The 21470-nt window shown below is 69.5% G+C and carries 18 protein-coding genes and 2 rRNA genes; 18 read left to right on the top strand and 2 right to left on the bottom strand.

The window, feature by feature from the left end; all coding sequences use genetic code 11:
• Positions 1-157, top strand: a 23S ribosomal RNA gene (locus C4V41_RS54210); the annotation flags it as partial.
• Positions 158-232: 75 nt separating this feature from the next.
• Positions 233-349 (top strand): 5S ribosomal RNA (gene rrf / locus C4V41_RS54205).
• 109 nt (positions 350-458) lie between these two features.
• Here the strand turns inward: rrf and C4V41_RS54200 are convergent.
• Positions 459-1277, bottom strand: coding sequence for a dioxygenase family protein (locus C4V41_RS54200; RefSeq protein WP_200824893.1), 819 nt, complete (start codon positions 1275-1277; stop codon positions 459-461).
• A gap of 187 nt (positions 1278-1464) precedes the next feature.
• Between C4V41_RS54200 and C4V41_RS54195 the strand changes: the two genes are divergently transcribed.
• The 16 genes from C4V41_RS54195 (at position 1465) to obgE (ending at position 20418) form a co-directional block, all read left to right on the top strand.
• Positions 1465-2757, top strand: coding sequence for a bifunctional folylpolyglutamate synthase/dihydrofolate synthase (locus tag C4V41_RS54195; protein ID WP_103963898.1), 1293 nt, complete (start codon positions 1465-1467; stop codon positions 2755-2757).
• Positions 2754-3095: a DUF4233 domain-containing protein gene (locus tag C4V41_RS54190; protein ID WP_103963897.1), complete on the top strand. Its 342-nt coding sequence runs from the start codon at positions 2754-2756 to the stop codon at positions 3093-3095. The genes C4V41_RS54195 and C4V41_RS54190 overlap by 4 nt, the downstream gene beginning before the upstream one ends.
• A gap of 11 nt (positions 3096-3106) precedes the next feature.
• A complete protein-coding gene (locus C4V41_RS61340) occupies positions 3107-4954 on the top strand; it encodes a hypothetical protein (RefSeq protein WP_146104175.1) in 1848 nt (615 codons plus the stop codon).
• A gap of 175 nt (positions 4955-5129) precedes the next feature.
• On the top strand, positions 5130-5540 hold the full coding sequence (ndk, locus tag C4V41_RS54180) for a nucleoside-diphosphate kinase (RefSeq protein ID WP_103963896.1): 411 nt from the start codon (positions 5130-5132) through the stop codon (positions 5538-5540).
• A gap of 351 nt (positions 5541-5891) precedes the next feature.
• On the top strand, positions 5892-6923 hold the full coding sequence (mreB, locus tag C4V41_RS54175; protein ID WP_103963895.1) for a rod shape-determining protein: 1032 nt from the start codon (positions 5892-5894) through the stop codon (positions 6921-6923).
• Positions 6923-7801, top strand: coding sequence for a rod shape-determining protein MreC (mreC, locus tag C4V41_RS54170; protein WP_103963894.1), 879 nt, complete (start codon positions 6923-6925; stop codon positions 7799-7801). The genes mreB and mreC overlap by 1 nt, the downstream gene beginning before the upstream one ends.
• 190 nt (positions 7802-7991) lie before the next feature.
• Positions 7992-8456, top strand: a complete 465-nt coding sequence (gene mreD, locus C4V41_RS54165; protein WP_103963893.1) for a rod shape-determining protein MreD — start codon at positions 7992-7994, stop codon at positions 8454-8456.
• The gene (gene mrdA / locus C4V41_RS54160; RefSeq protein ID WP_103963892.1) at positions 8453-10498 is read left to right on the top strand and encodes a penicillin-binding protein 2; all 2046 of its coding nucleotides are present in this window, start codon (positions 8453-8455) and stop codon (positions 10496-10498) included. The genes mreD and mrdA overlap by 4 nt, the downstream gene beginning before the upstream one ends.
• A complete protein-coding gene (gene rodA, locus C4V41_RS54155; protein WP_103963891.1) occupies positions 10495-11661 on the top strand; it encodes a rod shape-determining protein RodA in 1167 nt (388 codons plus the stop codon). The genes mrdA and rodA overlap by 4 nt, the downstream gene beginning before the upstream one ends.
• Positions 11662-11665: 4 nt before the next feature.
• On the top strand, positions 11666-11845 hold the full coding sequence (locus C4V41_RS54150) for a hypothetical protein (protein ID WP_103963890.1): 180 nt from the start codon (positions 11666-11668) through the stop codon (positions 11843-11845).
• Between the two features lie 20 nt (positions 11846-11865).
• Positions 11866-13776, top strand: a complete 1911-nt coding sequence (locus tag C4V41_RS54145) for a TIGR03960 family B12-binding radical SAM protein (RefSeq protein ID WP_103963889.1) — start codon at positions 11866-11868, stop codon at positions 13774-13776.
• Between the two features lie 138 nt (positions 13777-13914).
• Positions 13915-14682: a TIGR03936 family radical SAM-associated protein gene (locus C4V41_RS54140; RefSeq protein ID WP_103963888.1), complete on the top strand. Its 768-nt coding sequence runs from the start codon at positions 13915-13917 to the stop codon at positions 14680-14682.
• Between the two features lie 144 nt (positions 14683-14826).
• Entirely contained in the window at positions 14827-18087 is a 3261-nt protein-coding gene (locus C4V41_RS54135) for an Rne/Rng family ribonuclease (protein ID WP_235030967.1), read from the top strand.
• 217 nt (positions 18088-18304) lie between these two features.
• Positions 18305-18607, top strand: a complete 303-nt coding sequence (rplU, locus tag C4V41_RS54130; protein ID WP_103963887.1) for a 50S ribosomal protein L21 — start codon at positions 18305-18307, stop codon at positions 18605-18607.
• A gap of 16 nt (positions 18608-18623) precedes the next feature.
• Positions 18624-18881 (top strand): 50S ribosomal protein L27, encoded by a 258-nt coding sequence (rpmA, locus tag C4V41_RS54125; RefSeq protein WP_090773491.1) that lies wholly within the window; start codon positions 18624-18626, stop codon positions 18879-18881.
• Between the two features lie 184 nt (positions 18882-19065).
• Positions 19066-20418: a GTPase ObgE gene (gene obgE / locus C4V41_RS54120; RefSeq protein ID WP_103963914.1), complete on the top strand. Its 1353-nt coding sequence runs from the start codon at positions 19066-19068 to the stop codon at positions 20416-20418.
• Positions 20419-20679: 261 nt separating this feature from the next.
• On the opposite strand, the gene C4V41_RS54115 is transcribed toward obgE, so the two are convergent.
• Complete coding sequence (locus C4V41_RS54115) at positions 20680-21450, bottom strand: SDR family oxidoreductase (protein ID WP_103963886.1); 771 nt, start codon at positions 21448-21450, stop codon at positions 20680-20682.
• Between the last annotated feature and the right edge of the window lie 20 nt (positions 21451-21470).

Genomic DNA, 21470 nt, shown 5'->3' with positions numbered 1-21470 from the left:
CGCTGAAAGCATCTAAGCGGGAAGCTCGCCTTGAGATGAGGTCTCCCACCACGAGAGTGGGTAAGGCTCCCTATAGACGATGGGGTTGATAGGCCGGAGGTGGAAGCATGGTAACGTGTGGAGCTGACCGGTACTAATAGGCCGAGGACTTGACCACAAAGCATTCTTTTTGCTCGCGTCCACTACGCAATTCTGAGACAACAAGCAGATCTGCTTGTTTGTTTCATGGGGTTACGGCGGTTATGGCGGGAAGGAAACACCCGGTTACATTCCGAACCCGGAAGTTAAGCTTCTCTGCGCCGATGGTACTGCACTCGGGAGGGTGTGGGAGAGTAGGTCACCGCCGGACAATCTTTGAAAGGGCTCCGACGCCTAGCGCGTCGGGGCCCTTTTTTGCGTTCGCACGAGGGCCACTCCCAGTAGCCGGAGTGGCCCTCTCTTGCGTTCGGGGACCTGGGTCAGGCGCGGCGCCACAGGGCGGGCACATCAGGTGGTTCCCACCCCGCCTGTGAGCGGTGCCCCTGCAGGCACCGGTACGCCGCGCCTCCATACGTGACCTGATCGCCCGCCTGGTAGGTCACCCCAACCCGCCAGGTGCCGCCGCCCGGAGGCGGACTTGTCGGTGAGTCCGTGGGCGGTGCGCCCGGGACGTTGAGCACGAAGTCGAAGGTGCCCTGCCTGCCCGTCCCCACGGTGCGGACGGTCATGAGCAGGGCCGGGTCGAAGAGGGGGTCGGTGTTGTTGCGGGGTTCGCCGGGGAAGTAGAGCTGGGTGGTCAGGACCGGCCGGCCGGGTGCCTGCGCTTTGACGTGGATGTGCCTGGTGCGGCCGGGGTAGAGGCCGGGGACGATCGTGGTCAGCTTGAAGGCGCCCTGGGCGTTGGTGAACTGGTGGCCGCGGAAGTTGTAGGTGACATTGTCGTACGCGCCGTTCCTGTCGGCCTGCCAGAAGTCCAGGAGGACGTTGGCCAGGGGCTGGCAGGCGAGGCCGAAGACGTACCCGCTGACCGTCAGAGTCGTGCCCGCGCCGGGCAGGACGGAGCGGTGCGGGGAGTTCGGCTTGAAGTACGGGCCCTCCGTCTGCGGAGGAGTGGGGTCGTCGCCGTCGTCGCAGTAAGGGGTCGGCGTGAGCGGTCCGCCGCTCAGCGCCGTGTCGCGGGCGAGGGCGGGAGCCTGGCCGGCCAGGAGCGGGACCGGGGTCGCTATGAGAGCCGCTTTGAAGAGCGTCTTTCTGGTGATGCCGCCTTGCCTTTCCGCGCGCGGGTTCTCGCGTTCCACGATGGCCTCCTTGAGAGCGGACTGCCGGGGGGTGGGGCAGGCTGATCTTCAAGGTCGCACTTCGGGCACGGGAGTGAGTACCCTCCAATCTTCTATATGGTTCGCAATATGTTCGCCCCCGGTTCGGACCGCTACCCGCGGTCAGTAGGGTTGAGGGGTGGATTATCGAGCGGTTGAACGCGCGATCATGGATCGTGGCGTCGAGTGGGATTTCGAGCCGACGCTCGATCGGATCGCGGCCCTGCTGGACCTGCTCGGCTCGCCGCAACGGGCGTACCCGGTCATACACATCGCCGGCACCAACGGCAAGACGAGCACGGCGCGGCTGACCGAGGCGCTGCTCAAGGAGCGCAACCTGCGGGTGGGGCGGTTCACCAGCCCGCACCTGGTGTCGATGCGCGAGCGGATCACGGTGGATGGGGAGCCGCTGAGCGAGGAGCGGTTCGCCGAGGTCTACGAGGAGATCATCCCCTACGTCGAGCTGACCGACACGCAGGGGCGGCGCATCCAGTTCTTCGAGCTGCTGACGGCGATGGCGTTCGCGGGGTTCGCCGACACGCCGGTCGATGTCGCCGTCATCGAGGCGGGCATGGGCGGGTCCTGGGACGCCACGAACGTGGCGGACGGCACCGTGTCGGTCATCACGCCCATCTCGCTCGACCACACCGACAGGCTCGGGCCCGACATTCCCAGCATCGCCTCGGAGAAGGCGGGCATCATCAAGCCCGGCTCGACGACGGTGCTGGCGCAGCAGGAGCTCGCCGCGGCAGAGGTGCTGATGCGGCGCGCGGCCGACGTCGGCGCGGTGGTGGCGCGCGAGGGGCTGGAGTTCGGCGTGCTCAGTCGCGAGGTCGCGATCGGCGGGCAACTTCTCACGCTGCGCGGGCTGAAGGGTGTCTACGAGGAGGTCTACCTCCCGCTCTACGGCGCCCACCAGGCGAGCAACGCGGCGTGCGCGCTGGCCGCCGTCGAGGCGCTGACCGGCGGTGACGACCCGCTCGACACCGAACTCGTCCGGCAGGCGTTCGCGCAGGCGTCGTCGCCGGGGCGGATGGAGGTCGTCCGCCGCACGCCCACGGTCGTGATCGACGCGGCGCACAACCCCGGCGGGCTGCAGGCGACCCTGGAGGGGCTGCACGAGGCGTTCGACTTCGCCAAGGTGGTCGGCGTCGTAGCGGTCATGCGCGACAAGGACGTGGACGCGCTGCTGGAGCTGCTGGAGCCCATTCTCGACGAGATCGTGGTCACCCGGAACTCCTCGCCCAGGTCGCTGTCCGCCGAGGAGCTGTCCGCGCTGGCCGAGCCGCTCTTCGGCGAGGATCGCGTGCACGTCGTCGAGCGGCTCGACGACGCCATCGACCGGGCCATCGGCATCGCCGACGCGGAAGGTGAGTTCAGCGGCACGGGCGTGCTGATCACCGGGTCCGTCGTGACGGCGGGCGACGCGCGGCAACTGCTCAATGCGGACGGTACGCGATGAATTTCCAGGTCACTCCCGGGATGCGCAGGCTGGGCGCCTCCGTGCTCGGCATGGAGGCGATCGTGTGCGGGCTCATTACGCCCGTGGCGATCAGCGTCAACGGGGTGGAGCCCTGGCTGGCGGTGACGGTGGGCATCGGTCTCGCCGTGCTGTGCGTGGTGGCCGCGGGCCTGCTCAAGAGGCCTTTCGGCTACGTGCTCGGCAGTCTCGTACAGGGGCTGGCGATCTTCTCCGGCCTCCTCGTCGGCACCATGTACTTCCTCGGGGCGATCTTTGCCGCGCTGTGGATCACTGCGATTATCGTCGCTCGCCGTGTCGAGGGCGCTACTACCCGCTAAAGTCGGCCTACATGGCCGTCCCCCCGATCCAGCGGTCGCCTCGACAGGCTGGTCCTAGACTTCCGTGGCTGCTCGACGTACTGCTCGGGCTGGTCGTCGTGGCTTCGCTGCCGCTGGCGATCGTCGCCATCCCCAACACGCTGTCCGTCGTCGCCGCGCTGCTGCCGAGCGACCTGGGGCAGGCCGGGCTCATGCGTACGCACGGGCTCGCCCTGCCCGCACTCATGCTCACCGTTCCGCTCGCGGCCGCGGCGCTGCGGCGGGTGCCGGTGGCGCACCTGCTGGTCGGCGGGCTGGTCCTGGTGGCCCTGTCCGACGCGGCGGGTGGGTTCGCGGGCTCGGAGCTCCTCGTCGGCGTGGTGCGCGTGCTGCGTGGCGTCGGTGCCGGGCTGATCCTGCCCGCCACGCTGGCGGCCGTCTGGGATCGGGCGCCGGTGCTGCGGGCTCTGTGGGTGGGCATGTTCAGCCTGAGCCTGCTCACGGCACAGGCGCTGGCGTTGTGGCCGCTCGACGACGTCAGTAGCTGGCGGGTCACGTTGCAGCCCTATCCAATGGTGACGGGCATCGCGCTCGGCCTGGCCGCCGTGCACCTGGTCGCCTGGATGGTGCTCGGCCGGCCCGCCGCGCCGGGGCCCGATGATCGTGAGCGCGGCCGGCTGCTGCTGGCCGCCGTGCCCGCGGCGGGCATCGCCGTCGTGGCGATCAGCACGGCGACCGAGGGCTGGGGCCCGCTGCTGGTGATCGTCCTGGCGGTGCTGGCGATCGTGGCGCTGCTGGCGCTGGCCTCCATCGGGATGGCCGGGAGCCGCACGCTGGCGTACACCATGGTCGCGGTCGGCGTCGTGCTGCTGCCCAGTGCCGCGCAGGTCACGCTGGTGGAGATGGGCGGGCTCGGCGGGCCGGGGCTGCGTGGCCTCTGGGTGCCCTACGGGGTGGCCGGGGTGCTCGCGATCGCCGCGTCCGTGGCGGTGCGGCTGTTCGCGCGGGCCGCCGGGCGGTGGCTGGCGCCTCTGGGGCTGCTGGCCATGGTCGTGGGGCTCTGCTCGGTGCGGCTGGTGGTGCCGTCGGCCGACGGGATGGTGCTGGCGGTGCCGTTCAGCCTGCTCGCGGTAGGGGCGGCGGTGGCGCTCACAGCGGCGTTGCAGGAGGTCAGCGTGGGGGCGGCGGGGTTCGGGTTGTCGCTCTGCTTCGCGGGGGTGTTGAGCGGGTTCCTGCTGGGGGCCGGGGTGCAGATGGCGATGCTGGACGGTGTGCGGTCGGCTCAGGAGCTGGTCGACGGGTTCGTGGGCGCGCTGCACTGGTGGTCGCTGATCGGCGGGTTCCTGGTGGTCGCGATCATCGTCCTCGCGTCGGTGATGGCGCGGCGTTCCGCCAAGGTGCCTCCCGGCCGTTCTGAGGTGCCTTGTGCGGGTACGGACGTGCTGCTCGTGCCGGCGGCGGACCTCGTACCGACGGCGGGTGTCCTACCGGCGTCGGGCCTTGTAGCGGTGCCGGACGCGGTACCGACGGCGGGCGTCTTGCCGGCGTCGGGCCTTGTGCCAGCGTCGGACGTCGTGCCGACGGCGAGCCTTGCGCCAGCGTCGGGCCTTGCGCCGACGTCGGACGCGGTGCCGACGTCTGACGTCGTGCCGACGGCGGGCCTCGTGCCGGCGTCGGGCCTTGTACCGGCGTCGGACGCGGTGCCGGCGGCGGGTCTCGTGCCGGCGGGGGGCGAGGGCGACGAGGACCGGCCCACCGGGGCGATTCCCCGGGTCGCGCTGCCCGTGGCGGCCAAGGGGGCCTTCGACGCCGACTCTGATGAGGAGTCACCGGCCGTGCCGGTCCAGGGGCATTCGCCCGAGGACACCGCTTCTGCGTAGTCTTTCCGTACGGGCGCTTCCGCGTACTCTTTGCCTACCGAAACGAGGGCAGGGGCGGAGGACGGTAAACTGAGGCCCTGCCACGGCGACGCGTGGGTTCCTGCCCCGCGGAGCGTTCTCGCGGCCGGGCCGGTGCCCGAAGTCGCGACCCCATCTGTTCGAAGGAGAACACCAAGTGTCCGAGCGCACTCTTGTCCTGATCAAGCCCGACGGGGTTAAGCGCGGCCTCATCGGTGACGTGATCGCCCGCGTGGAGCGCAAGGGCCTCAAGGTCGTGGCGATGGACCTGCGCACCCTCGACGCCGACACCGCCAAGACGCACTACGCCGAGCACTCCGAGCGGCCGTTCTTCGGCGAGCTCGTCGACTTCATCACCTCGGGCCCGCTCGTCGCCCTGGTGCTGGAGGGCCCGCGCGCCGTCGAGGCGTTCCGCGCGCTGGCCGGCCTCACCGACCCGGTCAAGTCGGCCCCCGGCACCATCCGTGGTGACCACGCCCTCGAGATCGCCGAGAACGTCGTCCACGGCTCCGACTCGCCCGAGTCGGCCGCCAGGGAGATCAAGATCTTCTTCCCGGACCGTTTCTGAGTGCATTGGCTTTACCGGCGCGCCCGCGCGGCTTCGGCCGCGCGGGCGCGCTTTTTTGTCGGGACTTCTCCGTATGGTTTTGCCGGCGGGACATCCGTTGGTCTTTTGACGATGGAGGCCAGGATTTTGTCGGGGGCTTACCGTAGGGTTGCCGTGGATTGGATGTTGGACCGTTCCAGGTTGCCATCGGATGTTGTGGTGCAATCCGGGCAAAATTGCGGTTGAGGTAGGGGCTGGAGATTTTGAAGTGGCGCGATGGCTCATTGCGCTCATCGGTGGGTACGTCACGTTACGATTCGAATTCAATCCGTAGTCATTCGCCAAACGACGTTACGGAGGGCTCCGTTCCCCATGGGCAGCAAGCTCGCGTTCCTCGGCCGTGACATGGCGGTCGACCTGGGCACCGCCAACACGCTCGTCTACGTGCGTGGCCGTGGCATCGTGCTCAACGAGCCGTCAGTCGTAGCGATCAACACCGCCACCGGCAAGATCGTGGCGGTCGGCATCGAAGCCAAGCGGATGATCGGCCGTACACCAGGCAACATCATCGCGGTCCGCCCGCTCAAGGACGGCGTGATCGCAGACTTCGACGTCACCGAGCGGATGTTGCGATATTTCATCCAGCGGGTGCACAGGCGGCGGCATTTCGCCAAACCGCGCGTCATCATCGCCGTGCCGAGCGGCATCACCAGCGTGGAGCAGCGCGCGGTGAAAGAGGCCGGCTACCAGGCGGGCGCCAGGAAGGTCTACATCGTCGAGGAGCCCATGGCCGCCGCCATCGGGGCCGGGCTCCCGGTGCACGAGCCCACCGGCAACATGGTCGTCGACATCGGCGGCGGCACCACCGAGGTGGCGATCATCTCGATGGGCGGCATGGTCACGAGCCAGTCGATCAGGGTCGGCGGCGACGAGCTCGACCAGGCGGTGATCGCGTTCGCCAAGAAGGAGTTCTCGCTGATGCTGGGCGAGCGCACCGCCGAAGAGATCAAGATGGCGATCGGCTCGGCCTGCCCCCAAAGCGAGGAGTCGCACGCGGAGATCCGCGGCCGCGACCTGGTCAGCGGGCTGCCGAAGACCATCATCGTGTCCGGTGAGGAGATCAGGAAGGCCATCGAGGAGCCGGTCAACACGATCGTCGACGCGGTCAGGACCACGCTCGACAAGTGCCCGCCTGAGCTGTCCGGCGACATCATGGACCGGGGCATCGCCCTCACCGGCGGAGGCGCCCTGCTCAAGGGGCTCGACGAGCGGGTCAAGGCCGAGACGGGCATGCCCGTGCACCTCGTCGACAACGCCCTCGACTCGGTGGCGATCGGTTCCGGCAAGTGCGCCGAGGAGTTCGAAGCATTGCAGCAGGTGCTGGTGCCGGAGTCGCGGCACTGATGAACGACTCGCGCCGCGCCCGGCTGATCCTGGGAGTGCTGCTGACGGCGGCCCTGATCATCCTGACCATCGACCACCGCACCGGCGACAACTCGCCGCTGCGCCCGCTGCGCGCGGCCGGGTCCTACCTGTTCGGCACGGCGGAGCAGTTCGGCGGCGGGTTGGTGCGCCCCGTCGGCGGGTTCGTGCACGCGATCCTGAGCGCGCCGGCCGCCAAGGAGCGCATCGAGGCGCTCAAGGCGGAGAACGCCAAGCTGCGCGCCGGTCTGCTGGCCGGCAAGCTCGACCTCGATCGCGCCAAACAGCTCAAGCAGATGCTCGGGCTGTCCGGGGCCGGGGGATACAAGGTGGTCACGGCCAACGTCGTCGCCCGGCGAGGGCAGCCGGGGTTCGAGGACGCCGTGCAGATCGATGTAGGCACCGGTGACGGCGTGCGTCCGGAGATGACCGTGCTCAACGGTGACGGGCTGATCGGGCGGGTGCTGCACGCCTCTGTGCGCTCCTCCACGGTGGTGCTGCTCAGTGATCCAGCCTCGGCGGCCGGGGCGCGGCTGGAGGGTGGCAAGGAGATCGGTGTCGTACACGGGGTGGGGGAGCACGGGCGGCTCGTGCAGTTCCGGCTCCTCGACTCGACGGCGCCGCTGACCCGGGGCGGGCGGATCGTGAGCTTCGGGTCGCAGCACGGGAGCCCCTACGTGCCCGGGGTGCCGATCGGGGTGATCGAGCGGGTGGAGTCGACGCCTGGGGAGCTGACACGCATCGCCTATGCCCGGCCCTACGCGGATCTGACGGCGCTCGATGTGGTGGGCGTGGTGGTGGAGGCGCCCAAGCGCGATCCACGAGACGCGGTGCTGCCCGCCAAGGAGGGATCGCGGTGACCGGGACGCGGCATGTGAGGTGGGGTGCGGTGGCCGGGGCGCGGCTTTTGAGGTGGACTGCGGTGACTGACGCGTGGTCTTTCGAGTCGGGTGCGGTGGCCAGTGCGTGGCCTTTCGGGTCGGGTGCGGGTGTCGGGGCGTGGGCTTTTGGGTGGGGTGCGGTGGCTGAGGGCTGTTCTGGGAGGGTGCGGTGATCGGGGGGCTGTCCGTTCTGCTGGCGTTGCTGACGCAGGTCATGCTCGTCAACCGGGTGCCGCTGCCCGCCGGGGGTGCGCCTGATCTGGTGCTGCTCGCCGTGGTCGGTGCGTCGCTGGCCCGGGGGCCCGCGTCCGGGGCGATGCTCGGGTTCTTCACCGGGCTGCTGGTGGACGTCATGCCGCCGACCGCGCATCTGATGGGCCAGTACGCGTTCGTGCTGGCGCTCGTCGGCTATGTCGCCGGGCGTGGCGCGGGCGGGCCCGCGACGACCGTGGTGTTGTGCGTGCTGATGGCGCCGGTGCTGGCGGCGGGCATGGGCGGCCTGATCTCCGATCCCCGGGTGACGATGTCGACGCTGACCGAGCAGGTGCCCGTCAGCGTCGTCTACACGCTGCTGGCGTCGCCGGTCGTGATCTGGCTGACCACGCGGGACAGACAGCCGAGGTTCCCGGCATGACCAGGATGCGCGCCCGGCTGTTCCTGCTGCACGTCCTCGTGCTGACCCTGCTCGTCGTGCTGGCCGTGCGCCTGTGGCAGGTGCAGGTGGTGCGCGGGCAGGAGTTCGTGACGCGGGCGACGGAGACCAGGACGCGGGCGGTGATCGTACCGGCGGTGCGCGGGCAGATCCTCGACTCGTCCGGGCGGCCGCTGGTGCGCAACAAGACCGCGCTCGTCGTCTCGGTGGACAGGACCCGGCTGACCAGGATGAAGGACGGCGGCGTCAAGGTGCTGCGCAAGCTGTCGGAGGTGCTCGGCAAGCCGGTCACCGATCTGCAGCAGCGCATCACACCGTGCGGGCCCGGGGTGGGCAAGCCGTGCTGGACCGGGTCGCCGTACCAGCCGGTTCCGCTGGACGAGAAGGTGGACACCCGGGAGGCGCTGCAGATTCTGGAGCGGCAGGAGGAGTTTCCCGGCATCACCGCGGAGATTCACTCTGTCCGGCAATATCCGGGCGGCCGGGCCGGGGCCCAGATGTTCGGCTATCTGCAGCCGGTCACCGAGGCCGAGCTGGAGAAGCGTGAAGGGCTGAAGGCGAGCTTCTCCGGGGTCGACCTGGCCGGGCGCGACGGGATCGAATACGTCTACGACGACGCACTGCGGGGCAAGGCCGGGCTGCGCCGGGTGCAGGTCGACCGGATGGGCAAGGCGCTCGGGGTGGAGGAGCAGATCACTCCCGTCCCCGGCGACCACCTGGTGACCAGCATCGACGCGCGGGTGCAGACCGTGGTGGAGAAGGCGCTCACGAAGGCGGTGAAGGGCGCGCCGGGGGCCGACGGCGGGGCCGGGGTGGTGCTCGACGCGCGTTCGGGGCGGGTGGTGGCGCTGTCCAGCGCGCCCGGTTACGACCCGGAGATCTGGGGCGGCGGGATCTCGGCGCGGGGCTACCAGTGGCTGCTGTCCACCAAGTCCGGCAAACCGCTCATGTCGCGGGCGATCAACGGGCAGTTCGCGCCCGGTTCGACGTTCAAGGTCTCGTCGGTGTCGGCGATGCTGCGGGCCGGATATCCGCTCAACGCCCACTACAACTGTCCCGGCTCCTATGCGGTGGGCGGCCGGGCCTTCAACAACTTCCGTGGCATCGCGCTGGGCTCGCTGACGTTGCACACGGCGCTGGTGAAGTCGTGCGACACGATCTTCTATCGGGCCGCCTACGAGCAATACCTCAAGGACGGCGGGCGGCATCCGAAGCGGACACCGAAGGAGGTGTTCGCCAACATGGCCAGGGCGTTCGGGTTCGGCAGCCCGACCGGCGTCGACCTGCCCGGCGAGTCGTCCGGCCGGATTCCCGACCGGGCCTGGAAGAAGGACCTGTGGAACCGGACCAGCGCGATCAACTGTGAGCGGTCCCGCAAGGGCTACCCGGAGGAGAAGGACCGGGCGCGGGCGGAGTTCCTGAAGCGGCTGGCGCTGGAGAACTGCACCGAAGGGTTCCTGCTGCGGCCCGGTGACTCCGCCAACTTCTCCATCGGGCAGGGCGACGTGCTGGTCACGCCGATGCAACTGGCCAGGGCGTACATGGCGCTGGTGAGCGATGGCAAGGTGCGCAGCCCGCGCATCGGGTGGGCGCAGGTGCGGCCGGACGGCAAGGTGGTCAGGACCATTGACGTGCCGGTGGTGGGGAAGCTGCCGCTCAGCGAGAAGGAGCGGCTCTACATCAAGAACGCGCTGAGCCAGGTGGCCGCCGATGGCACCGCGGCCGGGGCCTTCGCCGGATTTCCGATGAACAAGGTGCGGGTGGGCGGCAAGACCGGTACGGCCGAGGTGTGGGGCAAGAAGGACACCTCCTGGTTCGCGTCGTTCGCGCCCACCAAGAACCCGCAGTACGTGGTGGTCGTCATGGTCTCGCAGGGTGGGATGGGAGCGCAGACGGCGGCGCCGGCCGTACGAGAGATCTATGAGGGGATCTACGGCATCAAACGCAAGCCGGCCGTGCCCGGCGGGCGGCTGACGACGCGCCTGCCCCGGTTCTCGCCCGACGGAATGGTGGCCGGCGGGTGAGCGCGCGGGCGGTGGCCATCCGGCAGCCCTCGCTGCTGCGGCGGATGGCGCGCGAGAACTCCACGGTGCGGCGGCTCGATGGGCTGATGCTGGTCGCGGTGGTCGGGCTCAGCGTGATCGGCACCCTGCTCGTCTGGTCCTCGACCAGGACCTGGGCGCCGGGGGCGACAGGGCTGGTAAAGAAGCACCTGCTCAACGAGATCATCGGGGTGGTGATGTGCGGGATCGTGGCCACGGTGGACCATCGGGCGATGCGGGCCTACGCACCGCTGGTGTTCCTGGTGTCGCTGGCGGGGCTGGGGCTGGTGATCACACCGTTGGGGGCGACGATCAACGGGTCGCACTCGTGGATCCTGCTCGGCGGCGGGTTCGCGGTGCAGCCGTCCGAGTTCGCCAAGGTCGGGCTGCTGCTCATGATCGCGATGTTGCTGGCACAGCCGGCCGAGGGCAGCGATCGGCCGCGGGGGCTCGATGTGGCGCTGGTGCTGGTCGCCGCGGGGGTGACGATCGGGCTGGTGATGCTTCAGCCCGACCTCGGTACGGCGCTGGTGCTGGCGGTGATCGTGGCGGCCGGGCTGATCATCTCGGGCGTGCGGAAACGGTGGATCGGGCTGCTGACCCTGGTGGGGGCGGCCGGGGTGGCGGCGGTGTTCGCCTTCGAACTGCTGGAGCCGTACCAGCTGATGCGGTTCACGGCCTTCATCGACCCGAGCGTCGATCCGCGAGGGGCCGGCTACAACAGCACGCAGTCGCTGATCGCGATCGGGTCCGGGCAACTGCTGGGGAAAGGGCTGCTGGGCGGGGGGCAGACGACCGGGCGGTTCGTGCCCGAGCAGCACACGGACTTCATCTTCACCGTGGCGGGGGAGGAGTTCGGGTTTCTCGGGTCGGTCACGGTGGTGCTGCTGCTCGGCGTCGTGCTGCTGCGCGGGCTGAAGATCGCCCGGCAGTGCGAAGACAGGTTCGGGAGCCTGGTCGCGGGGACGATCGTGTGCTGGTTCTCGTTCCAGGCGTTCATCAATGTGGGCATGACGATCGGGATCATGCCGATCACCGGGCTGCCGCTGCCCTTCGTGTCGTATGGCGGCACCGCCACTTTCGCCAATCTCATTGCGATTGGGCTTCTGCAGGCCATCAAAGTGCGAAGACAGTCGTTTAATTAGAAGTATGTTCTTGGCCTATTGCGACGCGTGCGAGGAGCGCTTTCTGCTGCCCGCGAACCACGTCACCAGTGTGCACAACCTCGAAAGCGGCGTCATCGCCGTCGAACTGACCTGCTACGAAGGGCATCGGATTCTGGTGCTCAGCGGAAAGGACATCGACGTCCAGGGACCTGCCACCGTCTGACCGCCGCTACCCTGGACTCTATGTCTGTCGAGTCGATATTCCCCCGCCTGGAAGCGCTGCTGCCCAAGGTGCAGAAGCCCATCCAGTACGTCGGGGGTGAGCTCAACTCGACCATCAAGGACTGGGACTCCGCCGATGTGCGGTGGGCGCTGATGTATCCGGACGCCTACGAGGTCGGGCTGCCCAACCAGGGCGTGGCGATCCTCTACGAGATCCTCAACGAGCTCCCCGGGACGCTGGCCGAGCGCACCTACGCGGTCTGGCCCGACCTGGAGGCGCTCATGCGGGCCGAGGGCGTCCCGCAGTTCACCGTCGACGCGCACCGGCCGGTGCGCGCCTTCGACGTGCTCGGCCTGTCGTTCTCGACCGAGCTCGGCTACACCAACATGCTGACCGCGCTCGACCTGGCGGGCATTCCGCTGCTGGCCGAGGAGCGCGGCGAGGACGACCCGATCGTGCTCGCGGGCGGTCACGCGGCGTTCAACCCCGAGCCCATCGCCGACTTCCTCGACGCGGCCGTGCTCGGCGACGGAGAGCAGATCTCCATCGCCATCAGCGAGGTCATCCGCGAGTGGAAGGCCGAGGGCCGGCCCGGCGGGCGCGACGAGCTGCTGATGCGGCTCGCCGAGTCCGGCGGGGTCTACGTGCCGAAGTTCTACGACGTCGACTACCACCCCGACGGCCGCATCAAGCGGGTCGCGCCCAACCGGGCCGACGTGCCGTGGCGGGTGCACAAGCACACCGTCATGGACCTGGACGAGTGGCCGTACCCGAAGAAACCGCTGGTGCCGCTGGCCGAGACGGTGCACGAGCGGTTCAGCGTGGAGATCTTCCGCGGCTGCACGCGCGGCTGCCGGTTCTGCCAGGCGGGCATGATCACGCGCCCGGTGCGCGAGCGCTCCATCACCACGATCGGGGCGATGGTCGAAAACGGCATCAAGGAGTCCGGCTTCAACGAGGTCGGCCTGCTGTCGCTGTCGTCCGCCGACCACTCCGAGATCGCCGACGTGGCCAAGGGCCTGGCCGATCGCTACGAAGGCACCAACACCTCGCTGTCGCTGCCCTCGACCCGGGTCGACGCGTTCAACATCGACCTGGCCAACGAGTTCTCCAGGAACGGCAGGCGCTCGGGCCTGACGTTCGCGCCCGAGGGCGGCTCGGAGCGCATGCGCAAGGTGATCAACAAGATGGTCACCGAGGAAGACCTGATCCGTACCGTCACCACGGCCTACACACAGGGGTGGCGGCAGGTCAAGCTCTACTTCATGTGCGGGCTGCCCACCGAGCAGGACGAAGACGTGCTCGGCATCGCCGACCTGGCCAAGAAGGTCATCCAGGCGGGCCGGGAGGCCACCGGCAGCCGCGACATCCGCTGCACGGTGTCCATCGGCGGCTTCGTGCCCAAGCCGCACACGCCGTTCCAGTGGGCGGGCCAGGCCGACCACGAGACCGTCGACCGGCGCCTCAAGGCGCTGCGCGACTCGGTCAGGGGCGACAAGCAATACGGCCGCGCCATCGGCTTCCGCTACCACGACGGCAAACCCTCCATCGTGGAGGGCCTGCTCTCGCGGGGCGACCGCAGGGTCGGGGCCGTGATCAGGGCCGTCTGGGAGGACGGCGGCCGGTTCGACGGGTGGAGCGAGCACTTCTCCTACGAGCGCTGGCGTGCCTCCGCCGAGAAGGCGGGCGTCGACGTCGACTGGTACACCACGCGCGAGCGGGAAGAGAACGAGGTCCTGCCGTGGGACCACCTCGACGCCGGGCTCGACCGCGAATGGCTCTGGCAGGACTGGCAGGAGGCCGTCAACGGCTCCGAGGTCGAGGACTGCCGCTGGACTCCGTGCTACGACTGCGGCGTCTGCCCCACCATGGGCACCGAAATCCAGATCGGCCCCACGGGGCGAAAACTCCTTCCTCTGACGGTGGTCTAGAGCGCTCAGTGGGCGAGCCGTGTCACGGCGTACACGTACATACGCCTGAGCGGCTTATCCTGAGACGAAGGAACTCTTACAAGGGAAGGACGACCTGCTCTGAAACCTGTTCCCGAAGGGCCTCCGCCCGCGCCCACGGTGCAACGCCTGCGTGTGCGTTACGCCAAGCGCGGCCGCCTGCGCTTCACCAGCCACCGCGACATCTCGCGGGCCGTTGAGAGGGCGGTCCGCCGTGCCGGCATTCCGGTGGCCTACAGCGCGGGTTTCTCGCCCCACCCCAAGATCTCCTACGCGGGCGCGGCGCCGACCGGTGTCGCCAGCGAAGCCGAATACCTCGAGATCGGTGTTACCACGCCGTGCGACCCCGACCAGGTCAAACAGGACCTCGATGGGTCGTTGCCGCCTGGACTCGACGTACTCGACGTTGTGGAGGCAGGTCCGGGGGGGTTGGCCGACCGCTTGGAGGTCTCCGAGTGGGAGGTGCGGCTGCCCGGTGCCGATCGCGAACTCGCCGTGGTGGCGGTGGAGAAGTTCCTCGCGGCAGGCACGGTGGAAGTCGAGCGCCTCACCAAGAAGGGTCCCCGCCGCTTCGACGCGCGGCAGGCCGTCCTGGTGCTCGTGGTGTCCGAGGGAACAGACAGAACCGCAGCTCAAGTGCTTGGAGAGCCGTGTGTCATACTGCGCATGGTTGTTCGGCACATTACGCCTGCCGTACGACCCGACGATGTGCTCACAGGGCTGCGCCTTGTGGCCGACTTCGCGCCGCCGGTTCCCCCCGAGGTGACCAGGCTGGCGCAGGGGCCGCTGGACGCAAGCACCGGTGCGCTTGCCGACCCGCTCGACCTGGACCGCGACACCACGCGCGGCGGCGAGGCGGGGCCGACAGGTGAGCACGTCGCCGGTTAAGGAGGTGCCCTGCGTGAGCCGGGCACGACCGCTGACAGGACTTGGCGTCGGCGCCTCCGTTTTGGAGGTGCCGGCGGACAACGAGACACGAGGGCTCCTGCGCGGCGCGGCGACGCGCCCGGGAGCTGACGGGAGAGCGCCCGCATGCTCGACAACGAGCCCAACGCCGGGGCCACTGGCCCTGACGGGGAGACAATTGAACAGCCTGAGGTGACCCGGCGTCGCCGCTCCAGCCGCCCGGCGGGTCCTCCGCCGGAGCTGCCTGAGGAGCCGGCCTCCGCACCGGTGACCGTCGCGGCGGCGCAGTCCGCGCCGTCGGTGGCGGACGTACAGGCGGTGCAGCGTAACGCCGCGCAGCGCGCGGCGGGGGAGCCTGGGGCTGAGATGCTCGCGGCCGCCACCGCGTCGGCTGAGGCCGGCGCTGGGGCGCCCGCCGTCGCCGGTGGTTCCGCCACCGGTACGGGTGCCACTGGCACCGGTACGGCTGGTTCCGGCACGGCCGCTGGGCCGGTGCCGGAAGGGGAGAGTGTGGTCGAGGCCGCGGTCGCTGAGGCCGTCGCCGAGGCTGAGAAGCCCAAGAGGGCCACCAGGACGAGATCGACCGCCACGACCACGCGGCGGCGTACGACGAAGAAGGCCGCTGAGGAGCAGGCGGACGCGGCGGGAGCGCTCCCGGAGGGTGAGACGCCCGCCGAGACCGCTGCCGAGGTCGCCGAGGAGCCGGTGAAGCGGCGCAGGACGCGCAAGAAGGCCGAGCCGGAAGAGACCGTGGCCGCCGAGGCCGTGGAGGGCTCGGCGGCGCTTGCCGGCGGGCTTGAGGGCGGTCGCGGCGCGGACGTCGCCGGGGCCGTGAGCGGCCGCGGGACCGGCGCCGGAGCGGACACGGACGAGGCGGTGGGTGCCGTTGGTGGCACGGTCGGTGAGGCCGGGGCCGCCGCGGGCGCGTCCGAGAGTGAGACGGCTGCCGCCGCTGGTGGGACCACGCGCGCCGGGCGTGCCAGGACGACGCGCACCAGGGGCGCCAAGGCGCGCGCTGAGGACGCCGCGGCCGTACAAGGGGCTGAGGGGGCGTCTGTGGACAGCGGACGGGCCGCCGGCTCTGAGACCGCTGAGGCGAACGGGCGTGGCGCAGGTGCCGATGTGGCGGCTGCCGAGGGCGTCGAAGAGGCGGACGACGACATCCTGGAGATCCTGCCCGAGGACGAGCCGCTCGATGACGAGCCGGCCGGTGAGGACCTGGACGAGGAGACGGAGCGGCCCAGTCTGCTCTCCGACCCGTTCGGGCTGACCGCGCGCAGGCAGGACCAGCCGGGCGCCTCCTACCAGCGGCCCGCCGCGATCTTCGCGCCGCTGTTCCAGGCGCCGGACCCCAGCAAGGGCAAGCCCGCCGCCACCAAGCGAGCCGAGCCGCCGCAGCCCGTCGCCGAGCCCAAGAAGCCCGAGAAGGACGAGAAGTTCGAGGAGCCCGTCGAAGAGCCGGTCGCCGAGGACGAGGTCGAGGACGAGACCGAACTCGACACCTCCGACGACCAGGAAGAGGAGGGCGGAGGCCGGCGCCGTCGCCGCCGGCGTGGCGGCAGGGGCCGTGGCAAGGCCCGCGAGCGTGACGAGAGCGAGGACGGCGAGGAGTCCGACGACGACTCCGACGAGGAGCAGGGCGAGGACTCCCAGGACGAGGAGGCCTCCAGCTCGCGCCGCCGGCGCCGCCGCCGTCGCCGTGGTGGCGACGAGGGCTCGGAGCCGGCCAGCGACGACCCGCCGAACACGGTGGTGCGCATCCGCGCGCCGCGCTCGGGGCGGGCGGCCTCGCACGACATCGCCACCGACGGTGTGCAGAGCGTGCGCGGCTCCACCAGGCTCGAGGCCAAGAAGCAGCGCCGCCGCGAGGGGCGCGAGCTCGGCCGCAGGCGTCCGCCGATCATCACGGAGTCGGAGTTCCTGGCCCGCCGCGAGTCGGTCGACCGCATGATGGTGGTGCGCCGCCAGGGCGACCGTACGCAGATCGCGGTCCTGGAGGACGGCGTGCTCGTCGAGCACTACGTCAACCGTGAGGCCAGCCAGTCCTACGTCGGAAACGTCTACCTCGGCAAGGTGCAGAACGTGCTGCCGTCGATGGAGGCGGCGTTCGTGGACATCGGCAAGGGCAGGAACGCGGTCCTTTACGCCGGTGAGGTGAACTTCGACACCGCCGGGCTGGAGGGTCAGCCCAAACGCATCGAGGCGGCGCTGAAGTCGGGCCAGTCGGTGCTCGTACAGGTCACGAAGGACCCGATCGGGCACAAGGGCGCGCGGCTCACGTCGCAGATCAGCCTGCCCGGCCGTTACCTGGTCTACGTCCCCGACGGGTCGATGACCGGGATCAGCCGCAAGCTGCCCGACAAGGAGCGCACCCGGCTCAAGAGCATCCTGAAGAAGGTCATGCCGGAGAACGCCGGCGTGATCGTGCGCACCGCGGCCGAGGGCGCCTCCGAGGACGAGCTGGCCCGTGACGTGGCCCGGCTGTCCGCGCAGTGGGAGAGCATCCAGAAGAAGGCCAAGTCGGCCAGCCCGCCCGAGCTGCTCTCGGCCGAGCCCGACCTGACCATCCGGGTCGTGCGCGACGTGTTCAACGAGGACTTCACCTCGCTGGTCGTGCAGGGCGACGAGGCTTGGGACACGGTCGACGACTACGTCAAGTACGTCGCGCCGCATCTGGGCGAGCGACTGTCCCAGTGGGACGGCTCCCAGGGCGACGTGTTCGAGTCGTACCGGATCGACGAGCAGCTCGGCAAGGCGCTCGACCGCAAGGTGTGGCTGCCGAGCGGCGGCTCGCTGGTGATCGACCGTACCGAGGCGATGACCGTCGTCGACGTCAACACCGGCAAGTTCACCGGCCAGGGCGGCAACCTGGAGGAGACCGTCACCAGGAACAACCTGGAGGCGGCCGAGGAGATCGTGCGCCAGCTCCGGCTGCGTGACATCGGCGGCATCATCGTGATCGACTTCATCGACATGGTGCTGGAGTCGAACCGCGACCTGGTGCTGCGGCGGCTGCTGGAGTGCCTGGCCCGCGACAGGACCAAGCACCAGGTGGCCGAGGTGACCTCGCTGGGCCTGGTCCAGATGACCCGTAAGCGGGTCGGTCAGGGGCTCCTGGAGGCGTTCTCGACGCCATGTGACTGCTGCAACGGTCGCGGTCTGCTCATCTCCACGGAGCCGGTCGAGACCAAGTCGGAAGCACGTGGTACGCAGGGCAAGATGGCGGTCGAGAAGGCGGTCTCCGACAAGGTTTCCGCGGCCAAGGACTCCTCAGGCCGTGATACCGTGACCGGTGCGCTTGAGGACGTCCCTGCTGAGGACGACCAGGCAAACCAGACTTCCGGTAGAGGGCGGCGACGCTCTCGCCGAGCCAAGTCGGCCGATTAGTCTCGGCTGGCTTCCGACGTTCCGTCCGGTTCGCCTAGGGGCCCGTTAATCCGGTACCCTGGTGAATCGGTGCGTCAGGTGACGTGCCCTGTTGGCGCGCTTACTCGGTTCGTCGGTTTGAGACAGGCCGAATGATAGGCGCAGCATTCGGCGACCGCCTCTTCGTGAGGCAGTCGGGAATCGTCAAGCAACAGTGAGTCAGTAGAAGGGTTCCGCGGTGTACGCGATCGTTCGTTGCGGCGGCAGGCAGCAGAAGGTCTCCGTCGGTGACGTCCTCGAGGTGGACAAGGTCGCCGGCGAGGTCGGCTCTTCGGTTTCGCTGCCGACGGTGCTCGTCGTCAACGACGGCGATGTGACCACCGAGGCGGGCAAGTTCATGGTCAGCGCCGAGATCCTCGGTGAGACCAAGGGCCCGAAAATCCGCATTCTCAAGTACAAGAACAAGACCGGTTACAAGAAGCGCCAGGGTCACCGTCAGCGGTACACCCAGGTGAAGATCACCGGCATCGACCAGGCCTGAACGGGGAGTTTGAGAGATGGCACACAAGAAGGGCGCATCGTCCACCCGGAACGGTCGTGACTCCAACGCCCAGCGCCTGGGCGTCAAGCGCTTTGGTGGCCAGCTGGTCAACGCGGGCGAGATCATCGTCCGTCAGCGTGGCACCCACTTCCACCCTGGCGACAACGTGGGCCGCGGTGGCGACGACACGCTGTTCGCGCTGGCCGCCGGCCACGTGCAGTTCGGCCTCAAGCGCGGCCGCAGGGCCGTCAGCATCGTTCCTGTCGCGGAGTAAGGTTCTTCCTTCTTTCTTCGCGTTGTTCAAAGGGTGGATCGATCGCGTGTCGATCCGCCCTTTGGCGTTTCTGCGGGTGTGCCAGAAGCGGACTTCTGGTGGTTCGGCCGGGGGACGGGGTCGCCGTAGAGGTTTGGCTTGTGACACATGAGATGCCCCTGGTGGGGCGATGGAGGAATACGGGATGCCGGACTTTGTGGACCAGGTGGTCCTTCATATCAGGGCCGGTGACGGGGGAAATGGGTGTGCCTCCATCCACCGGGAGAAGTTCAAGCCGCTCGGCGGGCCCGACGGCGGGAACGGCGGACGGGGCGGCGATGTCGTCCTGGAGGTCGATCCCAACACCGCGACGCTGCTCGACTACCACCGCCGGCCGCACCGCAAGGCGGAGAACGGCAAGCAGGGCCACGGGTCCAACCGGGACGGCGCCAACGGGGACGACGTGATCCTGCCTGTGCCCAACGGGACCGTGGTCAAGGACGCCGGCACGGGTGAGGTGCTGGTGGACCTGGTCGGGGCCGGCACCCGCTACGTGATCGCCCAGGGCGGGCACGGCGGGCTCGGCAATGCCGCGCTGGCCACCACCAAGCGCAAGGCGCCCGGGTTCGCGCTGCTCGGTGAGCCGGGTGACGGGCTCGACGTCATGCTGGAGCTCAAGAGCGTCGCGGACGTGGCGCTGGTCGGGTTCCCGAGCGCCGGGAAGTCGTCGCTGATCGCGGCGCTGAGCGCGGCCAAGCCGAAGATCGCGGACTACCCGTTCACGACCCTGATCCCCAACCTGGGCGTGGTGACGGCGGGGGACAACGTGTTCACCGTCGCCGACGTGCCGGGGCTGATTCCCGGTGCCTCGCAGGGCAAGGGGCTCGGGCACGAGTTCCTGCGGCACGTCGAGCGGTGCGACATGCTCGTGCACGTCATCGACTGCGCCACCATGGAGCCCGGGCGTGACCCGATCACCGACTACGAGGTGATCGAGGGAGAGCTGCGGGCGTACGGGAAGCTCGAGGACCGGCCCCGGCTGGTCGTGCTGAACAAGGCCGACGTTCCCGACGCCCGGGAGCTGGCCGAGATGGTCGCGCCCGAGTTCGAGGCGCGGGGGCTGAAGGTGTTCACGATCTCGGCGGCCACGCACGACGGGTTGCGGGAGCTGACGTTCGCGATGGGCGAGTGGGTGGCGGCGGCCCGGGCCAACAAGCCGATCGAGGAGCCCACGCGGCTGGTCATCCGGCCCAAGCAGCTCGGGGACACCGGGTTCAAGGTGCGGCGGGTCAACGAGAACCTGTTCCAGATCACCGGTGAGAAGCCGGAGCGGTGGATCAGGCAGACGGACTTCACCAACGACGAGGCGGTGGGCTATCTCGCCGACCGGCTCGAACGGCTGGGGGTCGAGGCGGAGCTGGCCAAGGCCGGGGCCAAGGCGGGAGCCGAGGTCGTCATCGGGTCGATGGAGAGTGGCTACATCTTCGACTGGCAGCCCACGCTGAACGCCGAGTCGATCCGGCAGGGGCCTCGGGGGTCCGACACCCGCCTCGGGTGAGGATCGGGCACGACGCGCGGTGCCACTCGGGTGCTTTCAGCCCGGGTGGTGCCGCTTTGTCGCGTCAAGGGTCGTGTCAGGGGTCGCATCAGGGCTGCAGGATCCGCGTCAGGGCCGCGGGAGCGCGTCAGGGCTGCAGGGGCGCGTCAGGGCTGCAGGGCCGCGTCAGCGTCGCCGTCAGGGGAGGGAAGGGTACGTCAGCGTCGCCGTCAGGGGCGGGAAGGGTACGTCAGGGTTGCAGTCAGGGGCGGGAGGGGCGCGTCAGGGGCGCAGGGTGGCTTCGGCGCCGCCGTCGGCGTAGATGATCTGGCCGGTCGTGAACGTGTTCTCCGGGCCCGCGAGCCACGCCAGCAGCGCCGCGATCGCGTCCACTGGCCCGGGGAAGGCCAGCGGCTGGGGCATGATGGCCGACACCAGCCGGCGGGTGTTCTCGTCGTTCAGGAACGTGTTTCTGGCGGTTTCCGTGTCCACGATGCCCGGCGCCACCGCGTTGAGGGGGATGCCGGCCCCGGCCCAGCCGGGGGTGACGGCGGCGCGGCGGAGCCAGCGGTCGAGCGCCAGCTTGGTCGACGGGTAGATGGCGCGGCCGTGCCCCCGTCCGGCGGCCATGCGAGCGGCGGTGGCGGCCCGCTCCTCGTCCATGGACAGGCAGGCGTCCACGACGCCGTCGTCGGCGGCCACGATCGCGCTCAGGGACGAGACCGCGACCGCTCTGGGCCGGCCTGAGCCCAGCAGGAGAGGGTAGAGGCCCTCCAAGGTGGCGATCGTGCCGAAGAAGTTGAGCCGGACGGTGAGGTCGGATGGGAGGGCCAGGCCGGCGACGGCGACCACGGCGTCGATCTTGCCGCTGGTGAGCGCCGTGACCTGGGAGACCAGGCTTTCCCGCCCTGCTGGGGTGGTCAGGTCGGTCAGGACGTCGGCGTCGCGGACGTCGCAGCGGATCACGCGAGCACCCGCCTTGGCCAGGTGCTCGGCGGTGGCCGCGCCGATGCCGGAAGCGGCGCCCGTGACGACGTAGGTACGGATATCCATGAGCAAATAACTACATCGAA

It is taken from the genome of Nonomuraea solani, from assembly GCF_900108335.1.
GTDB classification, from domain to species: Bacteria; Actinomycetota; Actinomycetes; order Streptosporangiales; family Streptosporangiaceae; genus Nonomuraea; species Nonomuraea solani.
The sequence above is the reverse complement of the archived record's forward strand: the minus strand, read 5'-3'. Positions and strand labels throughout refer to the sequence as shown.